The sequence below is a fragment of the Novosphingobium sp. BL-S-34 genome, from assembly GCF_056857015.1.
Genome location: NZ_CM166473.1, coordinates 962,429 through 988,185 on the forward strand (window position 1 = coordinate 962,429; position 25,757 = coordinate 988,185).

The window sequence follows — 25,757 nt, forward strand, 5'->3', positions numbered from 1 at the left end:
TGGCGGCCTTGCCATCATTCGCGCTTCTGCGGCCCGTCAGTGGATCGCATCGGCTATGGTTTGGAAGGACAGCGTCGTCCTTTGCACTGCACCATACGGCTAAACGGCATGGTGCTCAAGCGATTCCGTCGCGCCTGACGTCAATAGGCCCAATCGAGCTGAATCCAGTACTTATCCGTGTCTGTTGCCATTTCCCGCGCGTCGTAATGGGCATAGCGCAAGGAAACGGCCGTCTTGCGCACCTTCGCAGATGCGAGAAGATCGATCTCGTTGCCGTAATGCTGGTCCAGTCGATCGCTGTCGAAACGGTGCCAGGTCGCCTGAACCGACAGGCCGGAGAGCGGCCCCGCCTGTTTCCAGCCATAGCCACCGCCGAAATAGAGATCGCGCAAGCCATTCGCCGGAGTCGTCAGGAACTTGTCCGCCCACCCCTGGAACTTGAAGTTGGTGCCGAGCGGCGTCTGGAAACTGGTGAAAGGCAAGCCCTTGCTGGCGCCCAGCACCTCGTAACCGGCATTGAGCTTCCAGCCCTTCACATCGAGCAGGCCGTCCGCAAGCCAATAGTCCGCCGCGTAATCGTTGGGGTTTCGGTGATAGTCGGACTGCCGGGCGTAGCTGGCCTGATAGGCAAGCTTCACCGCCGGGCCGAACGCATGGCTTCCCGCGAGCCGTGCTCCGTAGGTCTGGCTGGACTGCCGGAATGCCTGCACGGCCGCCTCGTCCTGATCGACGAGATAGGCAAAGCCGGTCAAGGTGCCGAGCGGCGTGACGTAGGAGAAATTGCCGAGGACGTTGTCGCCTCCGACTGCCTGCTGACGTGCGCCCGCGCCGTCGATACCCCAGATCGTGCGCACGCTCCAGGCGTAGGAGATATCCAGCTTCAGTCCCCTGATAGGGGTGATCTCGGCGCGCACCGCATCGAAAGTCTGCGCATTGTCGCGAAAACCGACATTGCCGATGAAGCGCTCGTCATCGAGCGTGATCTTCTGACGTCCCGCCGTAAGGCTCAGCGCCTTCGTGCGATATTGCAGCTGCGCGACATAGAGCGCCACGTTCTGCGGATCCGCGACCAGCGGCCGCGTCGCCGCGCCGTTCAAACCGTCGTAGTAGTGATCCACCGCAGCCAGCGTGCCCTGGCCGATGACGGTCGCGCTGATCGCGCCGCTGGCGGCAGTTACGCCGCCTCGCACCCGCAAGGTCAGGGCGTCGGCTGCCTGGGAAAGCCCGTCCTGATCGACATGTTCGTAGCGCGCCCGGGCTTCGGCCACGGGCTTCAACGTCATTTCCTGGGCGCAAGCCGGCCCCGCGGCGGCCAATGCGGCCGCCGTTCCGATGAGATATCGCATGAAGTTGACGTCCCCCCTTCGAGACGAACGGGGCGGCGGCCTTGCCCGGCCGCCGCCGCCTCTCCGATCAGATGCGTGCTGCGGTGTTCCAGCGCGCTCTCCAGCGGCCCTTGACCGCGGCCACGCTCGCCAGTGCCATCACGGCCAGTCCTGCGAAGATCAGGAAGCCGGGCGCGAAGCTGCCGGTCATCTGCTTGGCAAGGCCGAGCGAGCTGGCGAGATAGAACCCTCCGATACCGCCCGCCATGCCGACAAGCCCGGTCATCACGCCGATCTCGGCCTGGAAGCGCTGCGGGACCAGCTGGAAGACCGCACCATTGCCCGTGCCCAGTGCCAGCATGGCCAGCACGAACATGCCCAGTGCGCCCGGCAGGCTCACGGCGTTGGCCACGCCCGCCAGGGCCACAGCGGCAACGAAGTAGACCGCCATCAGCGCCTTCACCCCGCCGATGCGGTCGGCCAGCGCGCCGCCCATCGGCCGCACGAGCGAACCTGCAAAGACGCAGGCAGCCGTGCAGTAACCCGCCACGATCGGCGTAAGGCCGAACTGGTCGGTGAAATAGATGGGCAGCGAGGCGGCAAGGCCCACGAAACCCCCGAAAGTCACGGCATAGAAGGCCATGAGCCACCAGGCGTCGGCCTGCTTGAGCGGTTCGAAATAGTCGACCAGCTTTCGCGGCGCCGGCTGGTTGGGCGAATCCTTTGCCATGAGCATGTAGACGACGAAGACCAGTGACAGCGGGATGCAGGCAAGGCCCAGCACGGCATTCCAGCCAAACATCTTGGCAAGCATCGGCGCGAAAAGCGAAGCGAGCACGGTGCCCGAATTGCCCATGCCGGCAAGGCCCATCGCCTTGCCCTGGTGCTCGGCCGGATACCAGCGGCTCGCCAGCGGAAGCGCGATCGCGAAGCTCGCCCCTGCAAAGCCCAGGATCACGCCGAGCGCCAGAGTTCCCGCGAAGCTGTTCACGCCCATGAACCAGGCGAAGAACAGACCGGCAATGACGATAAGCTGGCTGATCGCGCCTGAACGCTTGGGTCCGATACGGTCGACCAGCAGCCCGTTGACCACCCGCAGCAAGGCGCCGGCGAGTGTTGGCGTGGCGACCATCAGTCCCTTTTCGGCCGAAGTCAGCCCCAGCGTCCTGGCGATTTCCGGCGCCAGCGGGCCGAGCAAGACCCAGACCATGAAGGCAAGGTCGAAATAGAGGAAGGCTGCGATCAAGGTCGGCGCGTGACCGGCCTTCCAGAAGCTGGTCCCGGCTTCCGATGCGCCGCCGAGATCGGCCGATGCGTTGTCGGCCTGTCGGCCCTCTGCGTCACGTTTCCAGTAAGCGGTTGCCATCGTCGGTTCCCCATAGAGCGGGCACGAAAAAAGCCGCAGGCCGGACGTCACCCTTGGGTGAGCCCGGTCAGCGGCTTTGCTGCGAATATCGGTGAGGATGGCGCCCCGCCCTTGGAGCAGCGCATCCGGTAGTCACGCGTCTTCGCGTGAGGCCCTCATCATCATGCGATTCGCGTCATGTTGCAAGGCACAAAATTCGGCGCCTGGTCAAAGGATGCCTGACCAGCGTTGCCCAGGCAGCGAATCCGCCACTTTCCACTGCCTTCGGTAAGGCGATCAACGCAGTTGCACAAAACCCGCAAGGTAATCGTCGATACGCTCGGGATCAAATACGCGCCCGTCGAAGAACCTGTCCGGCCCCAATGTCAGGTCGCCCTTGCGCGATCCCACGGCCAGCGGCGAATGGACGGCGCCTTCCAGTTTCATGCTCGCACCCGGCATGGGCACATCGCTTCCAGCCAGGGCGCGGCGGAAAACATCGGGACGGAACACCGCTCCGGCGCGCGCGGCGCTGTCGGCCGAGTGCTCTACCATGCCCCAACGCACCAGTTGCGAATAGATCCAGAGCGCCTGGCTGCGCCAGGGAAACGGCGTGGCCTCGCGCGAGAACAGCATGAAGTCGGGATTGGGGATCGCCGGTTCGCCTGCCCGGTTCACCATTTCACCGGCCAGGGCGCGGCGGATCAGGTCCGCGGGCTGATCCACATAGCGCGGCGCGGCGAGCAGATCCGCCAGCGCGCTGTGATTGTCCGGCTCGTCGCACCAGGCTGCCGCGCGGACCAGCGCCCGCAGGAGCCGATCGACGGTCTCGGGGTTCTCCTCCATCCAGTTCTGGCGGAAGGCGAGCACTTTCTCCACGCCGCGCCGCCAGATCCGCTCGCCCACGGCGACGGTTTCGGCAAGCCCGGCCTCTACCGCCGCGCTGCCCCAGGGTTCGCCTGCGATGAAGCCGTCGATCTCCCCGGCGTGGAGCGCCTCGACCGTCAGCGACGGCGGCAGCACCCGCAAGACGACATCGCGGTCGGGATCGACACCGGCGCTGGCCAGCCAGTAGCGCAGCATCAAGGCATGGCTCGAAAAACGATGGACCACGCCGATCACCGGCTTGCGCCGCCAGAGGCCGATCGCAGCGGCAAAATCGTGCGCCGTGCCCAGCGGATCGGCCAGACGTCCGGCAAGGTCCGGGTCCAGCGCGGCCGCGAAGTCCTTGGCCATGACCAGCATGTTGCCGTTCACGTTCAGCTTGTAAGGGGCGGCCAGCGCGGCGGGTTGCTGGCTGAGGCCCAGCGTCACCGCCACGGCCAGCGGCGCCAGCATGTGCGCGGCCTGCACCTGGCCATAGACCAGACGATCGCGCAGGGTCGCCCAACTGGTCGTGCGAACGAGGTCGAGCGAAAGCCCCTCTTCCTCGGCAAAGCCCCGCTCCTGCGCCACGGCGAGCACCGCCACGTCGGTGAGCGGCAGGAAGGCGATGCGCAAGTTCGTCGTCATAGTCCCCCTCCCAGAAGGTCGCTGGCGGTAATCAGGGCCTGCGCCACGTCCACGATCTTCTTCCCCTGGTTCATCGCGCTCGACCGCAGGAGCGTATAGGCGTCCTGTTCCGACAGGTTGCGCTGCGCCATCAGGATGGACTTGGCGCGATCGATCACCTTGCGGTCCGAAAGCGCATTGCGCGCCTCGTCCAATTCGGCCTGGATCCGGGCGAAAGCATTGAAGCGCCGCACCGCCAGTTCAAGCACCGGCTTCACCCGCTCCTTGCGCAACCCGTCGACGACATAGGCCGAGACACCCGCATCGATGGCCGCACCGATCATCGCCTCGTCGGACTTGTCCACGAACATCGCGATGGGCCGCGCGAGCGCACGGCTGACGCTGAGCATTTCCTCCAGAGTGTCGCGGCTGGGACTGCCAAGGTCCATGAGCACCACGTCGGGCGCCATCCGTTCGAGGCGGGCCACGAAGGCGCCGCGCGGCGGGACGATATGGATATCGTCATACCCGGCCTCGCGCAGGCCCTCTTCGAGAACCGTCGCGCGCAATCCGCTGTCGTCGATGATGACGATTCTCATCGAGTGCCCAAATTCCATCGAAGTGAAGCCCGTCTTTCGCGCCGCACATTGCCGAGGCGGCTTGCCACGTCAACGACAGAGCAGAAATAGCGGCGAACAGTCTTCCCGTTAAAAAGCCGTCCCGCAATATGTAAAAACATTTGTCTTTTTCCCGGAAGCCGTGTTTCTTGGTCAAACAAGGCCGAAGCGGCATAGAGGGGCAGGGGATGATGAAACGGACGAAGCGTTCTGCGCAAGCAGTTCTGGGCATGGCATGCGCGGTTTCCTGGCTGGCGGTGTCCGCTTCGGCAGGGGCGCAAGTGGCCGGCCCCTTCGATCTCCAGCTTATTCCCGCGGCGCCGACGTGGTCCAGCGACCTCTCTTTGCCCGCGGGCGATTGGACGCTCTCTTTCCGCGCCGCGCTTGAAGCCGGCAGCGAAGGCACTCTGGTCGCGTTGGGAGACGAGACGGCGGCGCAGCTTTCGCTCTCCATCGCGGCGGGACGGCCCGTTCTTTCCGCCGGCGGGCAGACTGCGCGGGGCGGCGCCCTGAGCAAAGCGGACGCCTGGCACCACTACGCCATCGTCTCCGCAGGCGGCAGCCAGCGCCTCTTCGTGGACGGACGCCTGGCTGCGACCCTGACGCAGCCGCTTGCGGGAGCACCCGGCAAGCTGCTGGTGGCGCCATCGACCCAGCCCTCCGGCGGCATTGCCGCGCGCCTCGTCGGGCTCCGTATCGATGCCGGAGTGATGTCGCCTGCCGACTTGCGCAAGGCCGCCGCAGAGGGCCGCGATCCGGCTCTGGTCCAGTTCACCGAAACGAGTGCCCGCTGGCCGCTTCAGGTGAAACAGATGCAGGGGCAATTGACGCCCCAGCCCCCCGCCACACTCCCGCGCAGCGCGGCCGCGCCGGACAAGCCCATCGCGAAGCCCGTCGCGCCAACGTCCGCGCTCGTCGCCAAAGGCGATGCCGCGTGGACGCTGCAGAAATGGACGCTCGCCGAAGCGCCGGCCGTGTCCGGTGACGGCAGCACGATCTCGCGCCCCGGCTTCACCAGCGGCAAGTGGTACGCCGCAACCGTTCCCGGGACGGTGCTGACCACGCTGGTCGATCGCGGCGTCTATCCCGACCCGGCCCATGGCCTGAACAACCTCGTCATTCCCGAGAAGCTGGCACGGCAGGACTACTGGTACCGCACCGAGTTCGAACTGCCCTCAGAAACATCGGGCAAGCATCTGGAATTGTTGCTGAACGGTGTGAACTTCAGTTCGCAGGTATGGGTCAACGGCATCGAGGTCGGCACGACCCGAGGCGCTTTCGTGCGCGGCCGCTTCGATGTTTCGGCCTACCTCAAACCCGGCCGCAATGCCGTGGCGATCCGCGTTTCGCCGCCGCCCCATCCGGGCCACGCCCATGAGGAATCGCTGACGTCCGGCGTGGGCGAGAACGGCGGCGCCATGATGCTGGACGGCCCGACTTTCGGCGCTTCCGAAGGCTGGGACTGGATCCCCACCATTCGCGACCGACAGACAGGTCTCTGGCAGGACGTGCAACTGCGCGCCTCGGGAGACGTCCAGATCGGCGATCCGCAAGTCGTCACCACCCTGCCCCGCGCCGACAATTCCGTGGCGAATGTCGAGATCACGGTTCCTGTCGAGAACTTGTCCGACCAGCCCCGCACCGCAACCGTGCGCGCCGCTTTCGATGACGTGGCGGTCGAGCGGTCGATCACCATTCCCGCGCATCAGTCCGCGGCGGTGCGCTTCTCGCCAGACAGCGATGCGGCCCTTGCGGTACGCAATCCGAAGCTCTGGTGGCCGAACGGCTACGGCGACCCGGCGCTGCACACGCTGCATCTGACCGCTTCGGTGGACGGCGCCAGGTCCGACGCGAAGGACCTGCGTTTCGGCATGCGGCAGGTGACGTACGAGATGTCGCTGGTGGACGATGCCGGCAACCTCGACCGGGTCGTCATAGACTTCGAAAAGGCCCGCGCGCTCGGCCAGCAGATCGTCGACGAGCGACACGAGGCGATCCGGCAGGTGCGCGGCGGCTGGGCCTATTCCTTCGCTCCCGGCGCCGACAAGTCCCCAGCCGTCACGCCGATCCAGGGCGACGAAGCGCTCTCGCCCTTCCTCGTCCTGCGCGTCAACGGCGTGCGGATCGCCGCGCGCGGCGGCTCGATCGGCATGGACGATTTCATGAAGCGGGTCGACCGCCAGCGGCTGGAGCCGTTCTTCAAGCTCCACAAGGACGCCCACGTCAACGTCATCCGCAACTGGGTGGGCCAGAACACCCAGGCCAGCTTCTTCGACCTGGCGGACGAATACGGCCTGATGGTCATGAGCGATTTCTGGGAATCGACGCAGGACTACAACATCGAGGCCGAGGACGCCGGGCTGTTCCTCCGCAATGCCACGGACGTGGTCCAGCGCTTCCGCAACCACCCTTCGATCATCCTGTGGTTCGGCCGCAACGAAGGCGTGCCGCAGCCGATCCTCAACGAGGGCCTGGATGCCATGCTGCGCCAGGAAGACGGCACCCGGCTCTACATGGCCTCTTCCAATCGCATCAACCTGCACGATTCCGGGCCCTATAACTGGCGCGCGCCCGAAAAGTATTTCACCGAATATTCCAAGGGCTTCGCGGTCGAAGTTGGCACGCCTTCCTTCCCGACGCTGGAATCCTGGGAACGCGCCATCCCGGCAAGCGAGCGCTGGCCGATCAGCGATACCTGGGCCTATCACGACTGGCATCAGACCGGGAACGGCGCGGTGAAGAGCTTCACCGATGCCATGGACCGTGAATTCGGCAAGGCCACCAGCCTGCCGGACTTCGAGCGCAAGGCACAAATGCTGGAGTACGAAAGCTACCGCGCGATCTTCGAGGGCATGAATGCCGGACTCTGGACCGAGAATTCGGGACGCATGCTCTGGATGACGCAGCCCGCATGGCCAAGTTCGGCCTGGCAGATCCTGTCTTCCGACTATGACACCCATGGCGCATTCTACGGGATGAAGAAGGCCTCCGAGCCGGTCCACGTCCAGATGAACCTGCCGGACCACAAGGTGATCCTGGTGAACAACCGGATGACGGGACTGAGCGGCGTGACGGTGCGCGCGGTGATCCAGGCGCTTGATGGCCGGCAGCTCGCGGCGCAGGAAAAGAAGCTCGACCTCGTCGGCGGCAAAGTCGGCGATGCCTTCACGCTCGACCTGGCGCCATTGACGGCATCCGGGCCGGTCCTGATCCGCCTCGAAGCGCTCGACACAACGGGAACACGCCTTTCCGACAATTTCTACTGGCAGGCCGCCAGCGACGAGGCGCTTCAGGCCCTCGGCACCATGGCCCCCGTCCCGCTCACGGCGCAAGCGCGGGCCGCGCAAGCTGGCGACGAAGCGAAAATCGAGGTCACCTTGAGCAATCCGGGCAAGACGGCTGCAATCCAGACCAAGCTGACCTTGTTCGACGCTGCCGGCAAACAGGTCCTTCCGGCCTATTTTTCAGACAATTACATCTCGCTCCTGCCAGGCGAGACGCGTAACGTGACGATCACTGCCCCCAGGGATGCAGCCGGAAGTTCACCTTCCGTCAAGCTCCGCGGTTGGAACGTCGCACCCCGGACCATCGCCACAGGAAAATGACCTTGCGACTAAAGACCCTGCCCGCTTTTTCCGTTGCCGTCGCCGCCCTTGCCATCGCGCCGCCCGCCCTGGCCCAGGCCCCGGCCGTTTCGACCCTGCCGGTCCAGACCGCCGCGCAGGCCGCGGACCTGCGTTTGCGTACGGACTGGGCCTGGAGCGCGCGCTACCGCGAGGCGAATGCCACCGATGTCGTGGGCACCGTGAAGCCTCGTATCGTCCTGATGGGCGATTCCATCACGCAGGGCTGGTACGATCTCGATCGCGCCTTCTTCACGCCCGGCAGGATTGGGCGCGGCATCGGCGGGCAGACCACCTCCCAGATGCTGCTGCGCTTCCGGCAGGACGTGATCGACCTCAATCCACAAGTCGTCCAGATCATGGCCGGGACCAACGACATCGCCGGAAATACCGGACCGATGACCGACGAGCAGATCCAGGCCAACTTCCGCTCCATGGTGGAAATGGCCCAGGCCCACGGCATCCGCGTGATCCTGGCCTCCATCCCGCCCGCCGATCTGTTCCCCTGGCGCCCCGGCCTGGATACGGGTCCGCGTATCCAGCGGATCAACGCTTGGCTCAAGACTTATGCTGCCAAAACCGGATCGGTCTATGCCGATTACTGGACGGCCATGAAAGGCACCGGTCTCGGCGCACGCGAAGGGCTGACGTCGGATCACGTCCACCCGACCCCGGCCGGCTACGAAGTGATGAACAAGGTGGCCGAGGCCGCCTTCACCCAGGCGCTCGCGCTACCCGCCCCGCGGCCGCTAGCCGCCGCCCGCATACCGTGATCGCCGCAATGCTGCTCGCGGCTTCGGCTGCGAGCACCCCCGCCCCGGTCGTCGAAACCGATGCCGGGACGATCCAGGGCGAAGCGACGCCGGACGGCCGCAGCCTGTTCCGCGGTGTTCCCTTCGCCGCTCCGCCGATCGGCGACTTCCGCTGGCAGCCGCCCCAACCCGTCGCGCCGTGGCAAGGCGTGCGAGAAGCGGTGCGCTCGGCTCCGGCCTGCATGCAGGTGGACTATGGGTGGAACCACGGGGCGGCCGCAAACCAGTCGGAAGACTGCCTCTACCTGGACGTCGCCACGCCTTCCCTGAAACCGAAGGCGCCGCTGCCGGTCATGGTGTGGATCCATGGCGGTGGCAACCGCGCCGGTAGCGGCGCGGGAACGGTGGCCTCTCCCATCGTGCGCCGCGGTGTGGTGCTGGTGAGCCTGCAATACCGCCTTTCCGCGTTCGGCTTCCTCTCGCATGCCGCCTTGGGCGCGCATTCGGGCAATTATGGCCTCATGGACCAGCAGGCCGCCCTGCGCTGGGTCCGCGCGAATATCGCCCGCTTCGGCGGCGACCCGGCCAATGTCACGATCTTCGGGGAATCGGCAGGCGCTCAGGATGTCGGGCTGCAGATGCTCTCACCCGGCGCGAAGGGGCTTTTCACCAAGGCCATTGCCGAAAGCGGCACGCCGGGCTTCGGTCTGCCACCGCGAAGCCTGGCGCAGAACGAGGCGCTGGGCGAAACCATCGTGCGCGCGGCCGGAGCGCCGCCTCACGCCAGTGCCCGGCAGCTTCGCGCGCTTCCCGCCGAGGCCCTGCTCCGTGCCAGCGACGCCGCCGACGTTCCCGGCCTGGACGACAAGAGCTTCATCTGGCTGCAGGCCGTGACGGACGGCACGGTCCTGACCGAGACGCCCGCGGCCGCCCTGTCGCGCGGCGTGGGGCGAGAGATTCCTCTACTGATCGGCAACAACCTCTACGAACTCGGGCTCTACGGCGCACCGGAGCGTGCCATCGCACGGGGTTTCGGTGCCAATGCCGGCAGGGCCATGGAGACCTACGGACTTGTCCAGGGCCAGGCACCTCCGGCCGACCTCAACTTGCGGCTGGCCAACGACCTTACCTTCCGTTGCCCTTCGCTCCATGTTGCCGCGGAGCGCGGGCGATCGGGCGGCGCAACGTGGCACTACCAGTTCGACCTCGATGGGCCGGACGCCAAGCCCGTGACCCATGGCTCCGAAATCCGCTACGTGCTTGGCGATGAAGGCGCTTCCGATCAGGCCCTCGCGCCGCTGGCCGCCTATTGGGTGAACTTTGCCCGCAGCGGCGATCCCAACGGCGGCGCCTTGCCCGCATGGCCGCGCTTCTCAAACGAGGCCCGCTCAATGGAATTCACCGCCGCCGGGGCCAGGGTCGTTGAGAAGCTCTCGGCCGAAGTCTGCGCCCTTCGCACGGCGCCCTGACACGTCACGAAGGCACCGGTACTTCCTCCGGATCCCAGAGCAGCGCCGCGCCGCGCACGCCTGAGCTGTCGCCCCAGCGCGCCGGAACCACCGCTCCGGCCCACGCGCGCGAGAACGTTCGGGCCTGAACCGCTTCGGCCAATCCTTCGTAGATCTGGCCGACATTCGACATTCCGCCGCCCAGCACGATCACGTCCGGATCCATGAGGTTGGCCACCACCGACAGCCCGCGCGCCAGCCTGTCTCGGTAGCGCCGCAGCGCTTCCTGCGCCGCTGCATCGCCATCCCGCGCGGCCGCAACGATTGCGGGAGGATCGAGATCGCGCCCCGTCGCGGCCTTGAATGCGCGCTGGAACCCCGTTCCCGAGACCCAGTTCTCAAGGCATCCGCGCAGCCCGCACCAGCAGGCCGGCGCCGGCAGTTCGTCCGGGCCGGGGTCCGGCAACGGCATGTGCCCGACTTCGCCGGCCAGCCCATGCGCACCGCCAACCACCTTGCCGTCCAGCACATAACCCGCGCCGCAACCCGTGCCGACGATCAGCCCGAAAACGGAGGCTTTCCCCGCTGCCGCGCCGTCGATGGCTTCGGACAGGGCGAAACAATTGGCATCGTTGGCAAGCCGGACCTCCCGGCCCAGCGCGGCTTCGAGATCGCGCTGGAAAGGCTGACCGTTCAGGCACGCCGAATTGGCGTTGCGGATCAGTCCCGTACCCGGCGTGAGAGACCCCGGGGTGCCGATCCCGACAGTCCCCCGGCGGCCAACTTCCGCCTCCACAGCCGCCACCAGATCGCGCAGCGTCGTCAGCGCCAGATCGTACTTGTCGGGTGTCGGTATGCGGCGGCGGTGCAGGACCTCACCGTCCTTCGAGAGAGCGGCAGCCTCGATTTTCGTCCCACCGTAATCGATTCCAATCCGCATGGTCACGCAGCAGCCCGCTGCATGGGTGGGATCTTCGGCATATTCCTCTCCGGCATTGGATCATGTCATGGGACGGAGATGGAGCTGGCGCGCCGGTTCACCCGGTCATGCCCCACACCGCTTCGATGTCGCGGCATGATGGCATGGCGGATGAATAAGACAATTTCTTTTTTATAACTCTTCGGATCGACCCGCCTGCATCAGGATGGCATCCGAAGGAAGCAGTTGATCGAGGAAGGGCAGGATCGCCGCGCCGATCGCAGGGGCCTCCGCGGGCATCTGCCCGGGATGGACCGGCACCCGGTTGGGCATGGGAACCTGCGCCAGAGCCGCGTCGATCCGGGCGCTGAGCCGCTCGATCAGCGGCACCGGAAGGCGCCCCCCAATCACCACCGCATCGGGATCGAGCAGGCAGGACACCGCCACCAACGGGCCGGTCAGCGCGCGGGTGGCATCGGCGATCCATTGATCCACCGTGGTCGCCATGACCGGATCGAGCGCGAGGAGATCATCGAGCGATTTCAGCGGACGACCTTCGCGCAGAAGACGCTCCTCGATGGCGGACAACGAGACAGTATCCTGCACCACCGCCCCGGGCTCCGCGCCGCCGGCATCCGGCATGAGCCCGATCTCTCCGCTGCGCGAGCGCGCACCGCGATAGTAGCTGCCGTCGACCACCGGACCGCCGCCCAGACCAGCGCTGATGAGCAGATAGAAGAAGCTCGGCCGCTCCTGTCCGCCCACCCCTTGCGCCTCGCCCAGTGCGGCTGCCGCCGCGTCGTTGTCGACGTGGATCGGCCAGGGCAGAACCTCCTTCAAAAGCGCGGAAAAGTCGACTTGCGACCAGCTTTCGTAACCCTCCGGCTTGTGCGGCAGGACGATCCCGCCCAAGTCGTCAGGGCGCGCGACGCCGACGCCCAATATGCGTTCACGGTCGATCTTGCCCGCGGCCAGCACGCCTTCCAGCTCGGCCGAGATGATGTCCACCACGTCGGACGGCATGGCGAAACGGACTTCCCGAGTCACCCGGCTGCGGACTTCGCCGGCGAGGTCGAGCGCCACCAGGGTAATATGGTCGCGATCGACATTGAGGCCGATGGCGAAGGCGCCGTCGGGGTTGATGGCAAGGCGCAGCGCCGGCTGCCCCCGGCCGCCATGCTTGCGGCCGATATGCGCGATCAGTTCCATCTCCCCGAGGCGCGAGGTGATGTTGGCGATCGTGGGCGCCGTCAGCCCGGTCTGCTTCGCCAGGGCGATACGCGTAGTCTCTCCGCTCAGGCGAATGGCCTGGAGCACGATGCGCTGATTGTAGTCGCTGGCCCGGGCCAAATTGGTACCGGAAAGCGAAACGGCCAGTCGCTTGCCGCGGGTTTCTCCCGAATCGGGAGCGGTTACAGTGCGATCCTCTCTTTTCATGGTGCCAAGGACTACAACCGGAACAGTCCCCTAACTAACAAAAAAGAAAAAATTTAAGTTGACCGCTTTTTGCTTTGAGCGGATGTGTACCGCAACACGAGTCACAAAGAATGCTCGTACCAGGAGAGGAAAGCGGCGCTCATGACCGCTGGGTCGACGCCCCTCTCCGAACCAGCGAGGCACGCATAGCGCGTGAGAGGAGAGGAAATGAGGGGAATGAATCAGCACAGTTTCGTGCGTCGCAGTGTCCTGATGGCCGCGACGTCGATGGTCGCCCTGGGTTCGGCGCATGGCGCCTTGGCTCAGGACGCCGCGCAGCAGGGCGCGCCCGTCGTCACTGGATCGGCCACCAGGCTGGCCGTGGCGGAACAGGCCGGCAGCCCCGCCACCGCCCAACCGGGCAGCGAGCCCACGGGAAGCGACATCGTCGTCACCGGTATTCGCGCCTCGCAGGAACGCGCCGTCAACATCAAGCGCAATGCCACCTCGGTGGTCGATTCCATTTCCGCCGAAGACATCGGCAAGCTGCCCGACGTCACCATTTCCGACTCTCTCCAGCGCATTCCGGGCGTACAGATCCTGCGCAGCGCGGGCGAAGGCTCGACCATCAACATCCGCGGGTTGCCGCAGGTGACCACGCTGCTCAACGGCGAAGCCTACCTTGGCGCGCAGTCGATCACCACGATCCAGCCGAACTTCAACGACATCCCCTCGCAGCTCTTCGCCGGCGCCGATGTCATCAAGTCCGCCACGGCCGATTCGCTCAATGCCGGCATCACCGGCACGGTCAACTTGCGCACGCGGCGCCCCTTCGACCTGAAGGAGGGCGTGACGGTCGCTCTTGCCGCGGAAGGCGCCTACGGGGACAAGACCAAGCACAAGTTCGATCCGAACTTCAACGGCCTGCTGTCCTGGCACAACGACCGCTTCGGAGTGATGGTCTCGGCCGCCTATTCCGACGTGCGCCTGTCCAATTCGCACAACGGCATCCAGGAAGGCTACGGGGCCACTCTGCATGACGAAGGCACGCAGGACGCCACCTCCACGAACGGCTTCTCGCCCGCGAACCGCCCGCGCGGTACGGTGGTGGCCGGCGGCGTGGACGTCAACGGCAACGGCAATTCCAACGACGCCTTCATCGTTCCCCAGGGCTTCACCGGCTGGAACAAGATCAACCAGCGCCAGCGCCTGGGCATCAACGGGTCAGCGCAATGGATGATCAACGACGCCCTGACCCTGACGGGCGACGCCTTCTTCACCAAGCAGACCGAGCATGACCGCACGGCCGGCTTCCAGATGCAGGACGTCAACTGGCAGGCGGCGGAATTCGTGCCCGGCCAGTCGCGCGACACGGGAACGACCGTGGTGGGCAAAGACGGCCGGACCTACAATCTCAACACCACGCAGGTCTACAACTACGACCTCGGCAACTTCGATTCCTACGCCCAGACCGACCGCTACAAGTCGCAGTCGCAGAACTACAACCTGGAACTGAAGTTCGACAACGGCGGCCCCTTCAAGGGCAGCCTGCGCGGCATCTATGGCAAGGCTCACCAGTATTACGACCAGAGCTACTTGCAGTTCAGCATGTCGGACGGCCAGCAGTGGCAGCCGGGCGGCATCGGCCACTATCCGGGCGGCGACCGGGTGTTCAACCCGAACGGCTACACGGTCAATACCATCGCCGGCCTGAACTCGCTTCCGGCCGTGGTGGACTTCACCGGCAACAAGCCAGTCTTCACCCTGCCCTCGCAGCTCCTGAGCGAACTGGGCGACATCAGCAACTATGCGCTGAAGACAATGTCTTCGGAAGGCAACTATCGCCGCAACGGCGACCTCAAGGTCGTGCGCGCCGATGGCTCCTATGAAGCATCGCCCGAACTGACGGTCAGCTTCGGCGGCCGTTATTCCGAGCGTTCGGTGAACGACTACGAATTCGACCGTGCGGCACCGCTCTATGCCGGGCAGGCCAGCGATCCCAACGGCTGCCTCGTCAAGTGGAAGGCCTTCGACGTGCCGATGAGCGACAGCTCCTGCAGCGCGGGCGACGCTTCCGGCTTCTACACGGCGGGCCTGACGCGCCTTGCCAACGACCCGACCCTGGGCGGCCGCGTCAAGCTGTTCAACCCGGGCGTGGCCGGCGTGCCGAACATGTATGTGCTCGACCCGAAGGCGATGGACAACGCGCTGGCCTTCCAGAACGAGTTCTACCCCGGAAACGTCGAAGTCATGAACCCCGGCGCTTCCTTCAACGTCGGCGTCAAGCAGATCTCGGGCTACGTCCAGACCGACTTCCACGGCGATTTCTTCGGCGTGCCTTTCTCGGGTAACGGCGGCGTCAAGGTGATCAACACCCGGCTCGACATCACCCAGTACGTCACCGGCGGGCCGCAGCCCTACGGTCTGGCCAACGAGCTGGGAGGCTCGGTCGACACCAAGCGCAGCTTCACCGACATCCTTCCGGCCTTCAACGTCGCCTTCGACTTCGCGCAGAACCTGAAGTTCCGCTTCGCCTTCTCGAAGACGATGACCCTGCTGGACCTCAACCAGTGGGGCGGCGGCCTGAACCCCACTTACGCCATCGACACCAGCGTACCCGGAACGCCGATCTTCCGCGTGACCGGCGGTAGCCAGACGGGCAATCCCAACCTCGATCCCTGGCGTGCCACCAATGTGGAAGGCTCCCTCGAATACTATCTCGGCCGGGGAAGCCTGCTGAGCGTCGGCGCCTTCTACATCGACGTCGACAGCTTCATCCAGGCCGGCAACGAGAACCGTACCGACCTGCCGGACAACGACGGCGTCGTTCGCGGCCGCACGGTCTCCATCAGCACCCCGGTCCAGGGATCCGGCGGCTCGCTGAAGGGCATCGAGGCCGGCGCCAAGATCTCGTTCACCGATCTCGGCTTCGTCCCAGGGTTCCTGTCGAACTTCGGCATCGACACGAACTTCACCTTCTCGCCTTCGAACACCGGCGACAAGGACCTGGCCGGCAAGAAGATCCCGTTCCAGGACAACTCGAAGATCCAGACCAACGCTGCGCTGTTCTACCAGGACTCGCATTTCCAGGCGCGCGTGGCCTGGAACTACCGTTCGGAGCGTGCGGTCCAGTCCAACTTCGGCGGCATCACCGGGCTCGAACTGTACCAGGCGCCCACCAACTACGTCGATGCCTCGGTCAGCTACGACATCACGCCGAACATCACGATCTACGGCCAGGGTTCCAACCTGACGGGCGAGTACGAGAAGTACTACCTCACCTGGAAGGACCAGAAGGCCTACAACAATATCTTCGAACGCCGCTTCACCATGGGCGCGCGCGTCAAGTTCTAGGCTCCTCCCTTTCTCCCCCGCCCACCTCCTCCGGGCGGGGGGGATCCTTTTCCGGCTCGGCCCGACACGGTAGACCCAGCCCGGGGAGTTTCCTGCGATGACAGACAATGCGATCCGTTCCATCCTGATCGTCGGCGGCGGCACCGCCGGATGGATGACGGCCAATCTCCTGGCGACCCGGCTGCGGCGCCTCCCCGTGCAGATCACCTTGGTGGAATCTCCCGATATCCGCACCGTGGGCGTGGGCGAAGCCACGGTCCCGGCGATCCGCGATTATTTCCGCGCCATCGGCGTCAGCGAATTCGACGTGATGCGCGCGACCCAGGGCACGGTGAAGCTCGGCATCGAGTTCCGCGACTGGTCACGGCCGGGCACGAACTTCTTCCATCCCTTCGGCCGCTACGGCGTCGATGCCTTCTCGGTGCCGTTCCACCAGTTCTGGCTCAAACGGCGCATGGCCGGTGACGACACGCCGCTCTCGGCCTATTGCCTGGCGACCGAGGCAGCCATGCGCAATCTCGTGGTCCTGCCGCCCGAGCAACCCGCCAACGATCTGGGCGTGTTCGACTGGGCCATCCATTTCGACGCCGGACTTTTCGCCCGCTTTCTCTCGCAGCGCGCCCGCGAGGAACTGGGCGTCGCCCATGTCGAAGGCACCATTGCCGGCGTCCATCGCGGCGGCGAAGACGGACGCATCGCTTCCGTCACCCTGAACGGCGGCGACACCCTGAAAGCGGACCTGTTCATAGACTGCTCGGGCTTCCGCAGCCTGCTGCTGGGCCAGGCACTCGAAGTTCCTTACGACGACTGGACCCACCTGCTTCCCTGCGACCGCGCCGTGGCCGTGCCCTGCACCCATGGCGACGCACTGACGCCCTATACCCGCAGCACGGCCCTGTCCGCCGGATGGCAATGGCGCATTCCGCTCCAGCACCGCGTCGGCAATGGCTACGTCTATTCGAGCCGCCACATCTCCGACGACGAGGCCACCGCCACCTTGCTCTCGCGCCTCGAAGGCGAGCAACTGGCCGAACCCAACATGCTGCGGTTCCGCACCGGGCATCGCACCCGCGTATGGGAAAAGAACTGCGTGGCGATCGGTCTGGCGGCGGGGTTTCTCGAACCTCTGGAATCCACCTCGATCACCCTGATCCAGAGCGGGGTCGAGCGGCTGCTGGCCCACTTCCCGGACCGGGATTTCGAACCCTCGCTGGCGGACGAGTTCAACCGCATCACCAGCCTCGAATATGCGCGTATCCGCGATTTTCTGCTGCTGCACTATTGGGGCAATCGCCGGCATGGCGAACCGATGTGGGACGCATGCCGCGCGCTGGAACTGCCCGAGACCCTGGCCAGCCGCGTGCGCGCCTTCGCCGGGGGCGGGAAGCTGCCGCGCTACGAATGGGACTCCTTCCAGCCGCCGAGCTGGCTGTCGATGTACGCCGGGCTGGACATCCTGCCCCCACGCCATGATCCTCTGGCAGACCAGCTCAGCGCCGAGGAACTCGGCGCGTCTTTCGCCAAGATGCGCGAAGCCATCGGCCGGGCCACGGCGCTCGGCATTCCGCATGACGAATTCATCGCCGAACATTGCGCCATGCAGACGGACATTGCACGATCCGCGCAACCAGCGCCCGTCTCCATAATCTAGGACCACTCGATGCCTCGTACTCTTGCCGTGTTTCTTGCCCTTGGCGCTGCGAGCCTGCCGATCGCCAGCGCGCTCGCGCAGGAGGCATCGCCTGCCGCCACTGCACATCCCGAACTCTGGCCCAAGGCCAGGAGCACCGGCCTCGTCGATCCGGAAACCGAGGCGAAGATCACCCGGATGATGGCCGAGATGTCGGTGCGTGAGAAAGTCGGGCAGATGATCCAGCCCAGCATCGCCTCGATGAAGCCGGAAGAACTGCGCGAATATCCGGTCGGCTCGATCCTGGGCGGCGGCAACGATCCGCCGCTTTCGGGCAACGACCGTGGCCCCGCCAGCGACTGGATCGCAACGGCCGAAGCGTTCCGCCAGATCTCGATCGAAAAGCGCCCCGGCCATGTGCCGATCCCGGTGATCTTCGGCATGGATTCGGTCCACGGCAATTCCAACGTCTTCGGCGCCACCATCTTCCCGCACAACGTCGGCCTGGGCGCTATGCGTGACCCCGCGCTGATGGAGAAGATCGGGCAAGTAACCGCCGCCGAAAGTGCTGCCTCCGGCTTCGATTGGGCCTTCGGGCCGACCGTCACGGTGCCGCAGGACGATCGCTGGGGCCGCAGCTATGAGGGCTATTCCGAGCGGCCCGAAATCACCCGTGAATATTCCGCCGCCATGGTGCGTGGGCTTCAGGGGGTGCCCGGCAAGAGCCGCATCCAGAACGGCAATGTCGCCGCATCGATCAAGCACTTCCTCGCCGACGGCGGCACCCATGGCGGCATCGACCAGGGCGACGCGCAGATCCCCGAAAAGGACCTGATCGCGCTTCACGTACCCGGCTACGTCAGCGGTATCGATGCCGGGGCGATGACGGTCATGGCCAGCTTCTCCTCGTGGAACGGCGTCAAGAACCATGGCAACAAGACACTGCTGACCGATGTGCTGAAAGGCCGCCTCGGCTTCCAGGGCTTCACCGTCGGCGACTGGAACGCGCATGGCCAGATCCCCGGCTGCACCAACGGCAATTGCCCGCAGACCTTCAACGCCGGCCTCGACATGGCGATGGTGCCGAACGACTGGAAGGACCTGTTCAACAATACGCTGAAGCAGGTTCAGGACGGCACGATCCCGATGGTGCGCGTGGACGATGCGGTGCGCCGCATCCTGCGCGTGAAGTTCAAGCTGGGCCTGTTCGATCCCGCGCGTCCCTATGAGCAGCGCACCGAACTCGGCACACCAGAGCATCGCGCGGTGGCGCGTCAGGCTGCGGCGGAATCGCTGGTGCTGCTGAAGAACAACGGCGCGCTGCTGCCGATCAAGCCGGGCCAGAAAGTGCTCGTCACCGGCACCCATGCCGACGATATCGGCATGCAGACCGGCGGCTGGACGATGTCTTGGCAGGGCACCGGCAACACCAATGCCGACTTCCCCGGTGCCACTTCGATCTGGGGCGGGCTCAAGTCCGCGATCGAGGCTGCGGGCGGCACTGCCACGCTGAGCGCCGATGGCAAGGCGACCGGGCCGAAGCCCGACGTCGCCGTGGTCGTCTTCGGCGAGACGCCTTACGCCGAAATGGTCGGCGACATCTCCACGCTGGAATTCCAGCCGGGCGACAAGCAAGCGCTGGCGCAATTGAAGGCACTGAAGGCGGCGGGCATTCCGGTCGTCTCGGTCTTCATCTCGGGCCGCGCGCTCTGGGTGAATCCGGAAATCAACCAGTCCGACGCTTTCGTCGCCGCGTTCCTGCCCGGTTCCGAGGGCGAAGGGTTGGCCGACGTGCTGGTCGCCAGGAAGGACGGCACGCCGAACAAGGATTTCCGCGGCAAACTCAGCTACTCCTGGCCGAAGAACGCGGGCCAGTTCGCCAACAACGTGGGCCAGCCGGGTTACGATCCGCAGTTCGCCTATGGCTATGGCCTGACCTACAAGGACAAGACCGCGGTCCCGCAGCTGAGCGAAGTGGCCGGGCTTGATGCCTCGCTCTCGAACGTTTCGGTCTACTACCTGCCGGGCAAGGTGCTCGCCCCGTGGAAGCTCGCCACAGGCGGTGCGGTCGCGGTGAAGAACGTCGATGGCGGCGGCACGCAGGAAGGTGCGCGTCAGCTCACTTTCTCCGGCCCCGGCGAAGTGCGCATCGAAGGCCCCACGGTCGATCTCAATCGCCAGAGCAATGCGATGCTCAGCCTGCGCATCGACTACCGCGTCGATGCCAAGGGAGCCGCTGCGCCGAAGCTGGCGGTAGGCACCACCTTCCTCGACGGCGGCAAGGTCTTCACCGGCGCGCCCGGCCAATGGAGCAGCGTCAAGGTCTCGCTCTCCTGCTTCGCCAAGGCTGGCGCGGACATGACGAAGATCGCGCGTCCCTTCGTGCTGCAAGGCAATGCGGGCGACACGATCTCGGTCGCCACCGTCAAGCTCGATGCCGATCCCACTGGCGCGATCTGCCCCAATTAAGCCGAAAAGAGAGAACGCCTATCATGCCGCGTTTTGCGAAGTTCGCCGCGCTCGCCCTGAGCCTTGCTCCCGTGGCGCTCACCTGCCCCGCTCTGGCGGAGGAAGTCGATCAGAACCGGCTTCCGCCTTCGCAGGACCCGGCGCGCGTGGCCAATGGCTTGGTGCAGACTCCGCCGATGGGCTGGAATAGCTGGAACAAGTTCGCCTGCAATATCTCGGAAAAGACGATCCGCAATACGGCGGACGCGATCGTCGCCACCGGCATGAAGGACGCGGGCTACAACTACCTCGTCATCGACGACTGCTGGCATGGCGAGCGTGACGCCAAGGGCTTCATCACCGCCAATACCAAGGCTTTCCCCTCGGGGATCAAGGCCACGGCGGATTACGTGCATTCCAAGGGTCTGAAGTTCGGCATCTATTCGGATGCCGGCACTAAGACCTGCGGCGGCCGCCCCGGCAGCCAGGGCCACGAATATCAGGACGCGATCACTTACGCGTCGTGGGGCGTCGATTACCTGAAGTACGACTGGTGCAGTACCGGCAGCCGCAACGCGGAAGAAGCCTATGCGCTGATGTCGGACGCGCTGCGCTCCACGGGGCGCGATGTGCTCCTCTCGCTCTGCGAATGGGGCACGAACAAGCCGTGGCTCTGGGCCTCGAAGATCGGCAACATGTGGCGCACCACCGGCGACATTACCGACAAGTGGTCCGGCAAGCACGGCTATGCGCTGGGCATGCTCGATATCGTCGATCTCAACGAGCCGCTCTGGCCCTATGCCGCGCCGGGGCACTGGAACGATCCGGACATGCTGGAAGTCGGCAACGGCGGCATGACCACCACCGAATACCGCAGCCACTTCTCGCTCTGGGCCATGATGGCCTCGCCGCTGATTGCCGGCAACGACGTGGCAAACATGACCCCGGAGACGAAGGCGATCCTGCTTAACAGGGATGTCATCGCCGTCGATCAGGACAAGCTGGGCCGCCAGGGCCGCCGCATCGCCAGGGATGGGAACGGCGAAGTCTGGGTCCGCACCCTGGCGGACGGCAAGCGCGCCGCACTGCTGTTCAATCGCGGCGAGGCGCCTGTAAAGCTGACGGTGAACTGGGCGCAGCTGGACTATCCGGCCGACCAGTCGCTCAAGCTGCGGGATCTCTGGGCCCACAGGGAGCTGGGCGCGATGAAGGGCAGCTATTCTGCCACGGTCGCCCCCCACGATGTGGTGATGGTCACCTTGACGCCGTGATCGGCCGGCGCCCGCTCAATAAGTGACCGTGATCGTCACGGTATCGGTATAGGCCCCCGCGCGCACATACTGATGCGCGGGGATGCGCCCGTAAGCCGTGACGGTGGCGGCATACGTCAGCAGCCCATTGAACGGGAGGCTCACGCCGGTAGTGCCACCTGAACCGTCACCCCAGAGTGTGGTATAGTTGGAATCCGAATAGATGTTGTAGGTCAGCCTGTCCGCGCCCTGGATCAGCCTGCGGTTCGGAATGCTGTTCGATCCTCCGGGGCTCAGCGCAATATCGATCGTCCCCAGCAAGGCCGCCACGCCTGTGCAGTTGATCGAGACCGTCGCGTTGGAATCGCGCGGACTGTTCGATGTCGGATCGTAAGGACCGAAAGCAAGCCCCGGTGTCGACGCCGAACACGAGCAGAGCACGCACAAGGCCCAAGCCGAGCCTTCCGGTGCCATGACGGCAAAAAATGCTAATATCATCATAAACTTGCGCGTCATTTATGCGACTCCGTCGAATACGATCGGCAGATGACCTGCGTCGCCCTTGCCAGGGGATCCTGCACCATCGCTGCGGGAAGCACTGCACGGCAGGCGGTCACGCCGCTGCGCAGGACCACCAGCGGGGCGCCAGGCTCGAAATCGTTCAGGAACACTTCGCCGTCATAGCCCGTAACGGTCGGCTCCTCCCCCGATCCCAGGCTCACTGCCAAGCCCGGTGGCAGGGTCGAGCCGTTCTCGTCCACGAGCCGCAGCCGCGCGGGATGAACCTCGCGAGCACCGAACACGACGCGGGCAGCCTGACGCCACCCCGGCGCCACCACTTGTTCCACCCCGCCCAGTTCGCCGGTGATCGGCAAGGCTTCCGGGTCGACCGAGATCCGGTTGGCGACATAAGGCTGGAGACCGGTGACGATCGCCGGCCGGCCGCCGCCCGCTCTTGCGGCCACCGGCTGGTTCTCCAGGAAGACCGGAATGCGCTCGCCTCCCGGCACCTCGACGATCGCCAGTCCATCGTCGACACTGGGCGTCGCCATCAGCAGGCCGCCGCCGGTCGCCACGAGCGCGCCGCGCGCTTCCACGCGCGTCATGACGGCGCCGCTGCGCCGCGTCGCCGCCATGTCCAGCTGTCCGGTCGACGAACGCAGGGTCGCCGCGCCCTCGAACCATGCCCCCCTTCCCGTTTCGCGCCCGACAGCCGCTCGATAGCCCAGCCCTGTCCCCGCCGGAGCGACTTTCTCGAACGTGGCGGCCATGCGGTCGTTGTCGGCGAAGAACCCGGCATGTCGGCGCCCCCCGAGCGGCAGGGTAAGGCTGCCGAAAACGGACATGTCGGTGCCGTCCCCGCGATCGAAACGCTGCGCGCCGATGGAGAGGAACGCGCGCCCGAGATTGACCGAATAACCGGCCGAGGCGATCGAACGCCGGATCTTGCCTTCCTCACTACGCAGATAGCTTGCGTTGAACCCTCCGAACCGGCCCATCACGATGCTGCCGGATATGGCCAGTTCGCGTGTCGCCGCTCGACCCCGGCGCAGATCGCCTACCTGGCGAAAACCGGCCCCCGCCCCGCGGTAGCTCGCCGTTATCGAGTAACCCGGCGCAAGCCTTTGAAACTGCACCTGATAGAGCCTACCCCACCCCGCCTCGCCTTGCGATCCCGCCGCATCCACACGCAGTTCGCCGAGCGGCTGAATCACCCAGGTCAGGCCCGCCCCGGCCATGCGCGTGGCAGCACCGGCTTCGGCGCGCCCTTCCAGCGTCACCACCGTTGACAGCCCGCGGCGGTAAGACGCCGCCACGAAGGGCGCGCCGTAGGAAAGGCTGCTCCAGCCGTAGTCCTGTCGGAGGGCGCCGGCCTCCAGCGAGAATTCGGATATGTCGGGACGTAGGAGCGCGGTGCTCGAATAGAAGCTGCGGGTAACGGTGCGCTCGGTTCCAGCGAGATCGCGCACGATCATGGTCACCTCACCCGCCCCGGTGAAGCGCGGCCGATAGTCGAAGGCGAAGCGGCCCGGCTCGACGGACAGGGATTGGCGGGACGAGCGCGATGCCAGTTCGACGGTCGAGGGCAACAGCGCACTGCCCGCCAGCGACGGAACCGGATAAGTGATCAGCGAAGGGTCCAGCGAGAAGTCCGTGCCGAACCGGATGCCGCCGAAGCGGGCGGGCTGGCTCCAGGGCGAAGCGCGGGTGTACGTATCGCCCACGGCGAGGCGCAAGTTTCGCTCGGGGAAATCCCGGACGAAAGCCGTGTCGAGGCGGACCACGCGCGTACGCTGGCTGTCGATCAGTGCGCTGCTGCCGATCACTCCCCAGGCGCCGGAAACACCGGCATCGAGAACGGCGGATGCCTGGGTATGGCCGCGCTGGTCGGAGAAGTTGAGGTCGTAGTCGATGAACGCCACGGGAACCGCCGCGGCCACTGGCACGCCCCGTTCCTTCGCGGCAACATGCCTGCGCGGCAAATGGCGAGGATCGACGTCGAGAAGCAGCGCGGTGCCCTGCGGATCGAGCCTTGCCGACAGTCCGGCTTCCCCATCGACATCGAGATAGCGCTCACCCTCGATCAGGAGATCATCGTCGAAGACCGTTACGATGCCGAGATCCCGTAAGTCCTCGATCCGCACAAGCACGCGTCCCGCTTGCAGCACGGCCAGCGCTGGCCGCTGCATGTCACGCCCGTTCAGCACGACGTCGACCGGCAAGGGGCCGGTACTCTCCTGGGCGCGAACCGCGGGAACCGCGACGCCAAGCGCGAGGGCCGAGACCGCCAGCCCCGGCCAGAGCCGCGAAGGCAGCCGCATGCCGGCTGGCCCTCACTGGCCCGTGCCGGTCGCTTCGGCGAGCCGGGTCGGAATGAGGTTTCCTTCATCCGTCTGCACCCGGAGTTCCGCAATCGAGACGGGGAACGAAGGTGGTAGTGGAAAGGCGAGGCGGCCGCCCGCAAGGATGTAGCCGCCGCGGTCGAGACGGACTGTCTCGCCCGAAGTCGCCGTCATGGAGATGGACAGCACCCTGACGTGACGCTGGCCGCGATTGACGATCACGGCCGCAATCCCGCCACCGGGATCGTGCCGGAAAGTCCAGTCCAGCGCGGGTTCGGCGCCGCGCGGCGCCCGGAAAATCGGCACGCTGATGCGAAGAAGAGTGCGAATTTCACCCGGCCCGACGGGCGTGTCAGGCGTGGCGAGTTCGTCGAACAACAAGCGCCACGTCTGCTCCGCCGGCCCTTCGGCCACCGGCAGACTGCACCGGATCAGGCGGGTTTCCTGTCCCGCCAGGGTGACGATCGTGGGATTGATCGAAAACCCGGCCACGGGTTCTAGCAGGTCTTCGCCCTGCTCGCCGCGAGACCAGCGAAAGCCGCGCACTTGCACGCTGACGGGAAGGTCACCGTCGTTGGCCAGGGTCAGGGCGCAGAACCGCTTGTCCGGCTGCAACTCGATCCGGATCGGCGTTACCCGCAAGGCGCTGGCGACCGCGGATGAGCCCGACGCGAACAGTCCTGCCGCGAGGGCGAGCGCAGCCAGAATCCGCCGCAAGAGACGCCGGTACCGGGACGGGGCGGGGTTCATCGTCAATAATTGACCGTGACGGTAACGCTGTCGGTATAGGCCCCCGCCGGGACGTTCTGGGAGGCGCCGACACGGCCATAGACGGTGAGAATGCTCGGCACCGCGGTGGCCATGGTGGCAGTCGGCGTGTCGCCGCCAGGGGTGTTGCCCCAGTTGGTCGAATGGCTGACGTCGCTATAGAGGGCGTAGTTCAGGCGGCTGGCGCCATTGACCATCTGGCGCGTCGTGACCGTGGCGCCGCTGGTCGATCCGCCATTCAGTCCCACCGTGAAGGACGTGCCGCTGGTGCAGGTCACCGTTATCGTGCTGGTGCCGTCCTTGGCCGAACCCGATGTGGGGTCATAGGCCCCGAAGGCCAGCGGGGTGACGGCGACGATGCAGGCAGACTGCACCGTGGCCGTCACGGCCATGGGGGCCGTGGCCGTCGCCGCGAAGGCATTGGTCGAAATCGAGGAAGCGAGCACGGCCGCGAATGCTGCCGCAGCGGCGCCGGCTCCTCGGCGAAGTGAGATGCGGTCCTTGTTCATGAGGACGCATCTATTGGAA

General features: G+C 65.7%; 17 protein-coding genes. 7 read left to right on the forward strand and 10 right to left on the reverse strand.

Features of this window, described 5'->3' with window-relative positions:
• Positions 1 to 140: 140 nt before the first annotated feature.
• The 4 genes from AC1VV3_RS18205 to AC1VV3_RS18220 all read right to left on the reverse strand — a co-directional run bounded on the left by AC1VV3_RS18205 (position 141) and on the right by AC1VV3_RS18220 (position 4,760).
• Positions 141 to 1,346 carry a hypothetical protein gene (locus AC1VV3_RS18205; protein WP_465127029.1) on the reverse strand — a complete coding sequence of 402 codons (1,206 nt, stop codon included), beginning with the start codon at positions 1,344 to 1,346 and terminating at the stop codon, positions 141 to 143.
• Positions 1,347 to 1,413: 67 nt separating this feature from the next.
• Complete coding sequence (locus AC1VV3_RS18210; RefSeq protein ID WP_132265802.1) at positions 1,414 to 2,691, reverse strand: nitrate/nitrite transporter; 1,278 nt, start codon at positions 2,689 to 2,691, stop codon at positions 1,414 to 1,416.
• A gap of 276 nt (positions 2,692 to 2,967) precedes the next feature.
• Positions 2,968 to 4,182, reverse strand: coding sequence for an ABC transporter substrate-binding protein (locus AC1VV3_RS18215; RefSeq protein ID WP_132265804.1), 1,215 nt, complete (start codon positions 4,180 to 4,182; stop codon positions 2,968 to 2,970).
• A complete protein-coding gene (locus AC1VV3_RS18220) occupies positions 4,179 to 4,760 on the reverse strand; it encodes an ANTAR domain-containing response regulator (protein ID WP_465127030.1) in 582 nt (193 codons plus the stop codon). The genes AC1VV3_RS18215 and AC1VV3_RS18220 overlap by 4 nt, the downstream gene beginning before the upstream one ends.
• Positions 4,761 to 5,008: 248 nt before the next feature.
• On the opposite strand from AC1VV3_RS18220, the gene AC1VV3_RS18225 reads away from it, so the two are divergent.
• Genes AC1VV3_RS18225 through AC1VV3_RS18235 form a run of 3 tightly spaced genes read left to right on the forward strand, consistent with a single transcriptional unit; the run spans position 5,009 to position 10,622 of the window.
• Positions 5,009 to 8,383: a glycosyl hydrolase 2 galactose-binding domain-containing protein gene (locus AC1VV3_RS18225; RefSeq protein WP_465127031.1), complete on the forward strand. Its 3,375-nt coding sequence runs from the start codon at positions 5,009 to 5,011 to the stop codon at positions 8,381 to 8,383.
• Between the two features lie 2 nt (positions 8,384 to 8,385).
• The gene (locus AC1VV3_RS18230; protein WP_465127032.1) at positions 8,386 to 9,174 is read left to right on the forward strand and encodes a GDSL-type esterase/lipase family protein; all 789 of its coding nucleotides are present in this window, start codon (positions 8,386 to 8,388) and stop codon (positions 9,172 to 9,174) included.
• The gene (locus AC1VV3_RS18235; protein ID WP_465127033.1) at positions 9,171 to 10,622 is read left to right on the forward strand and encodes a carboxylesterase/lipase family protein; all 1,452 of its coding nucleotides are present in this window, start codon (positions 9,171 to 9,173) and stop codon (positions 10,620 to 10,622) included. The genes AC1VV3_RS18230 and AC1VV3_RS18235 overlap by 4 nt, the downstream gene beginning before the upstream one ends.
• Positions 10,623 to 10,626: 4 nt before the next feature.
• Here the strand turns inward: AC1VV3_RS18235 and AC1VV3_RS18240 are convergent, their stop codons facing one another.
• A complete protein-coding gene (locus AC1VV3_RS18240) occupies positions 10,627 to 11,541 on the reverse strand; it encodes an ROK family protein (protein WP_465127434.1) in 915 nt (304 codons plus the stop codon).
• Between the two features lie 171 nt (positions 11,542 to 11,712).
• Positions 11,713 to 12,957 (reverse strand): ROK family protein, encoded by a 1,245-nt coding sequence (locus AC1VV3_RS18245; protein WP_465127034.1) that lies wholly within the window; start codon positions 12,955 to 12,957, stop codon positions 11,713 to 11,715.
• 216 nt (positions 12,958 to 13,173) lie between these two features.
• Between AC1VV3_RS18245 and AC1VV3_RS18250 the strand changes: the two genes are divergently transcribed.
• The 4 genes from AC1VV3_RS18250 to AC1VV3_RS18265 all read left to right on the forward strand — a co-directional run bounded on the left by AC1VV3_RS18250 (position 13,174) and on the right by AC1VV3_RS18265 (position 21,639).
• Positions 13,174 to 16,290 carry a TonB-dependent receptor gene (locus AC1VV3_RS18250; protein WP_134095581.1) on the forward strand — a complete coding sequence of 1,039 codons (3,117 nt, stop codon included), beginning with the start codon at positions 13,174 to 13,176 and terminating at the stop codon, positions 16,288 to 16,290.
• 97 nt (positions 16,291 to 16,387) lie between these two features.
• Positions 16,388 to 17,941: a tryptophan halogenase family protein gene (locus tag AC1VV3_RS18255; RefSeq protein ID WP_465127035.1), complete on the forward strand. Its 1,554-nt coding sequence runs from the start codon at positions 16,388 to 16,390 to the stop codon at positions 17,939 to 17,941.
• A 9-nt stretch (positions 17,942 to 17,950) separates the two neighbouring features.
• The gene (locus AC1VV3_RS18260) at positions 17,951 to 20,389 is read left to right on the forward strand and encodes a glycoside hydrolase family 3 protein (RefSeq protein ID WP_465127036.1); all 2,439 of its coding nucleotides are present in this window, start codon (positions 17,951 to 17,953) and stop codon (positions 20,387 to 20,389) included.
• A 23-nt stretch (positions 20,390 to 20,412) separates the two neighbouring features.
• Positions 20,413 to 21,639 carry a glycoside hydrolase family 27 protein gene (locus tag AC1VV3_RS18265; protein ID WP_465127037.1) on the forward strand — a complete coding sequence of 409 codons (1,227 nt, stop codon included), beginning with the start codon at positions 20,413 to 20,415 and terminating at the stop codon, positions 21,637 to 21,639.
• A 15-nt stretch (positions 21,640 to 21,654) separates the two neighbouring features.
• Here AC1VV3_RS18265 and AC1VV3_RS18270 read toward each other — a convergent pair whose 3' ends face one another.
• From AC1VV3_RS18270 to AC1VV3_RS18285, 4 genes are read right to left on the reverse strand one after another with little or no spacing between them, the layout of a single operon-like run.
• Positions 21,655 to 22,134 (reverse strand): Csu type fimbrial protein, encoded by a 480-nt coding sequence (locus AC1VV3_RS18270; RefSeq protein ID WP_465127038.1) that lies wholly within the window; start codon positions 22,132 to 22,134, stop codon positions 21,655 to 21,657.
• Positions 22,131 to 24,440 (reverse strand): fimbria/pilus outer membrane usher protein, encoded by a 2,310-nt coding sequence (locus AC1VV3_RS18275; protein ID WP_465127039.1) that lies wholly within the window; start codon positions 24,438 to 24,440, stop codon positions 22,131 to 22,133. Before AC1VV3_RS18275 ends, AC1VV3_RS18270 begins: the two co-directional genes overlap by 4 nt.
• Before the next feature lie 12 nt (positions 24,441 to 24,452).
• Positions 24,453 to 25,178, reverse strand: a complete 726-nt coding sequence (locus AC1VV3_RS18280) for a fimbrial biogenesis chaperone (protein WP_465127040.1) — start codon at positions 25,176 to 25,178, stop codon at positions 24,453 to 24,455.
• Between the two features lie 35 nt (positions 25,179 to 25,213).
• Positions 25,214 to 25,738, reverse strand: a complete 525-nt coding sequence (locus tag AC1VV3_RS18285) for a Csu type fimbrial protein (protein ID WP_465127041.1) — start codon at positions 25,736 to 25,738, stop codon at positions 25,214 to 25,216.
• Between the last annotated feature and the right edge of the window lie 19 nt (positions 25,739 to 25,757).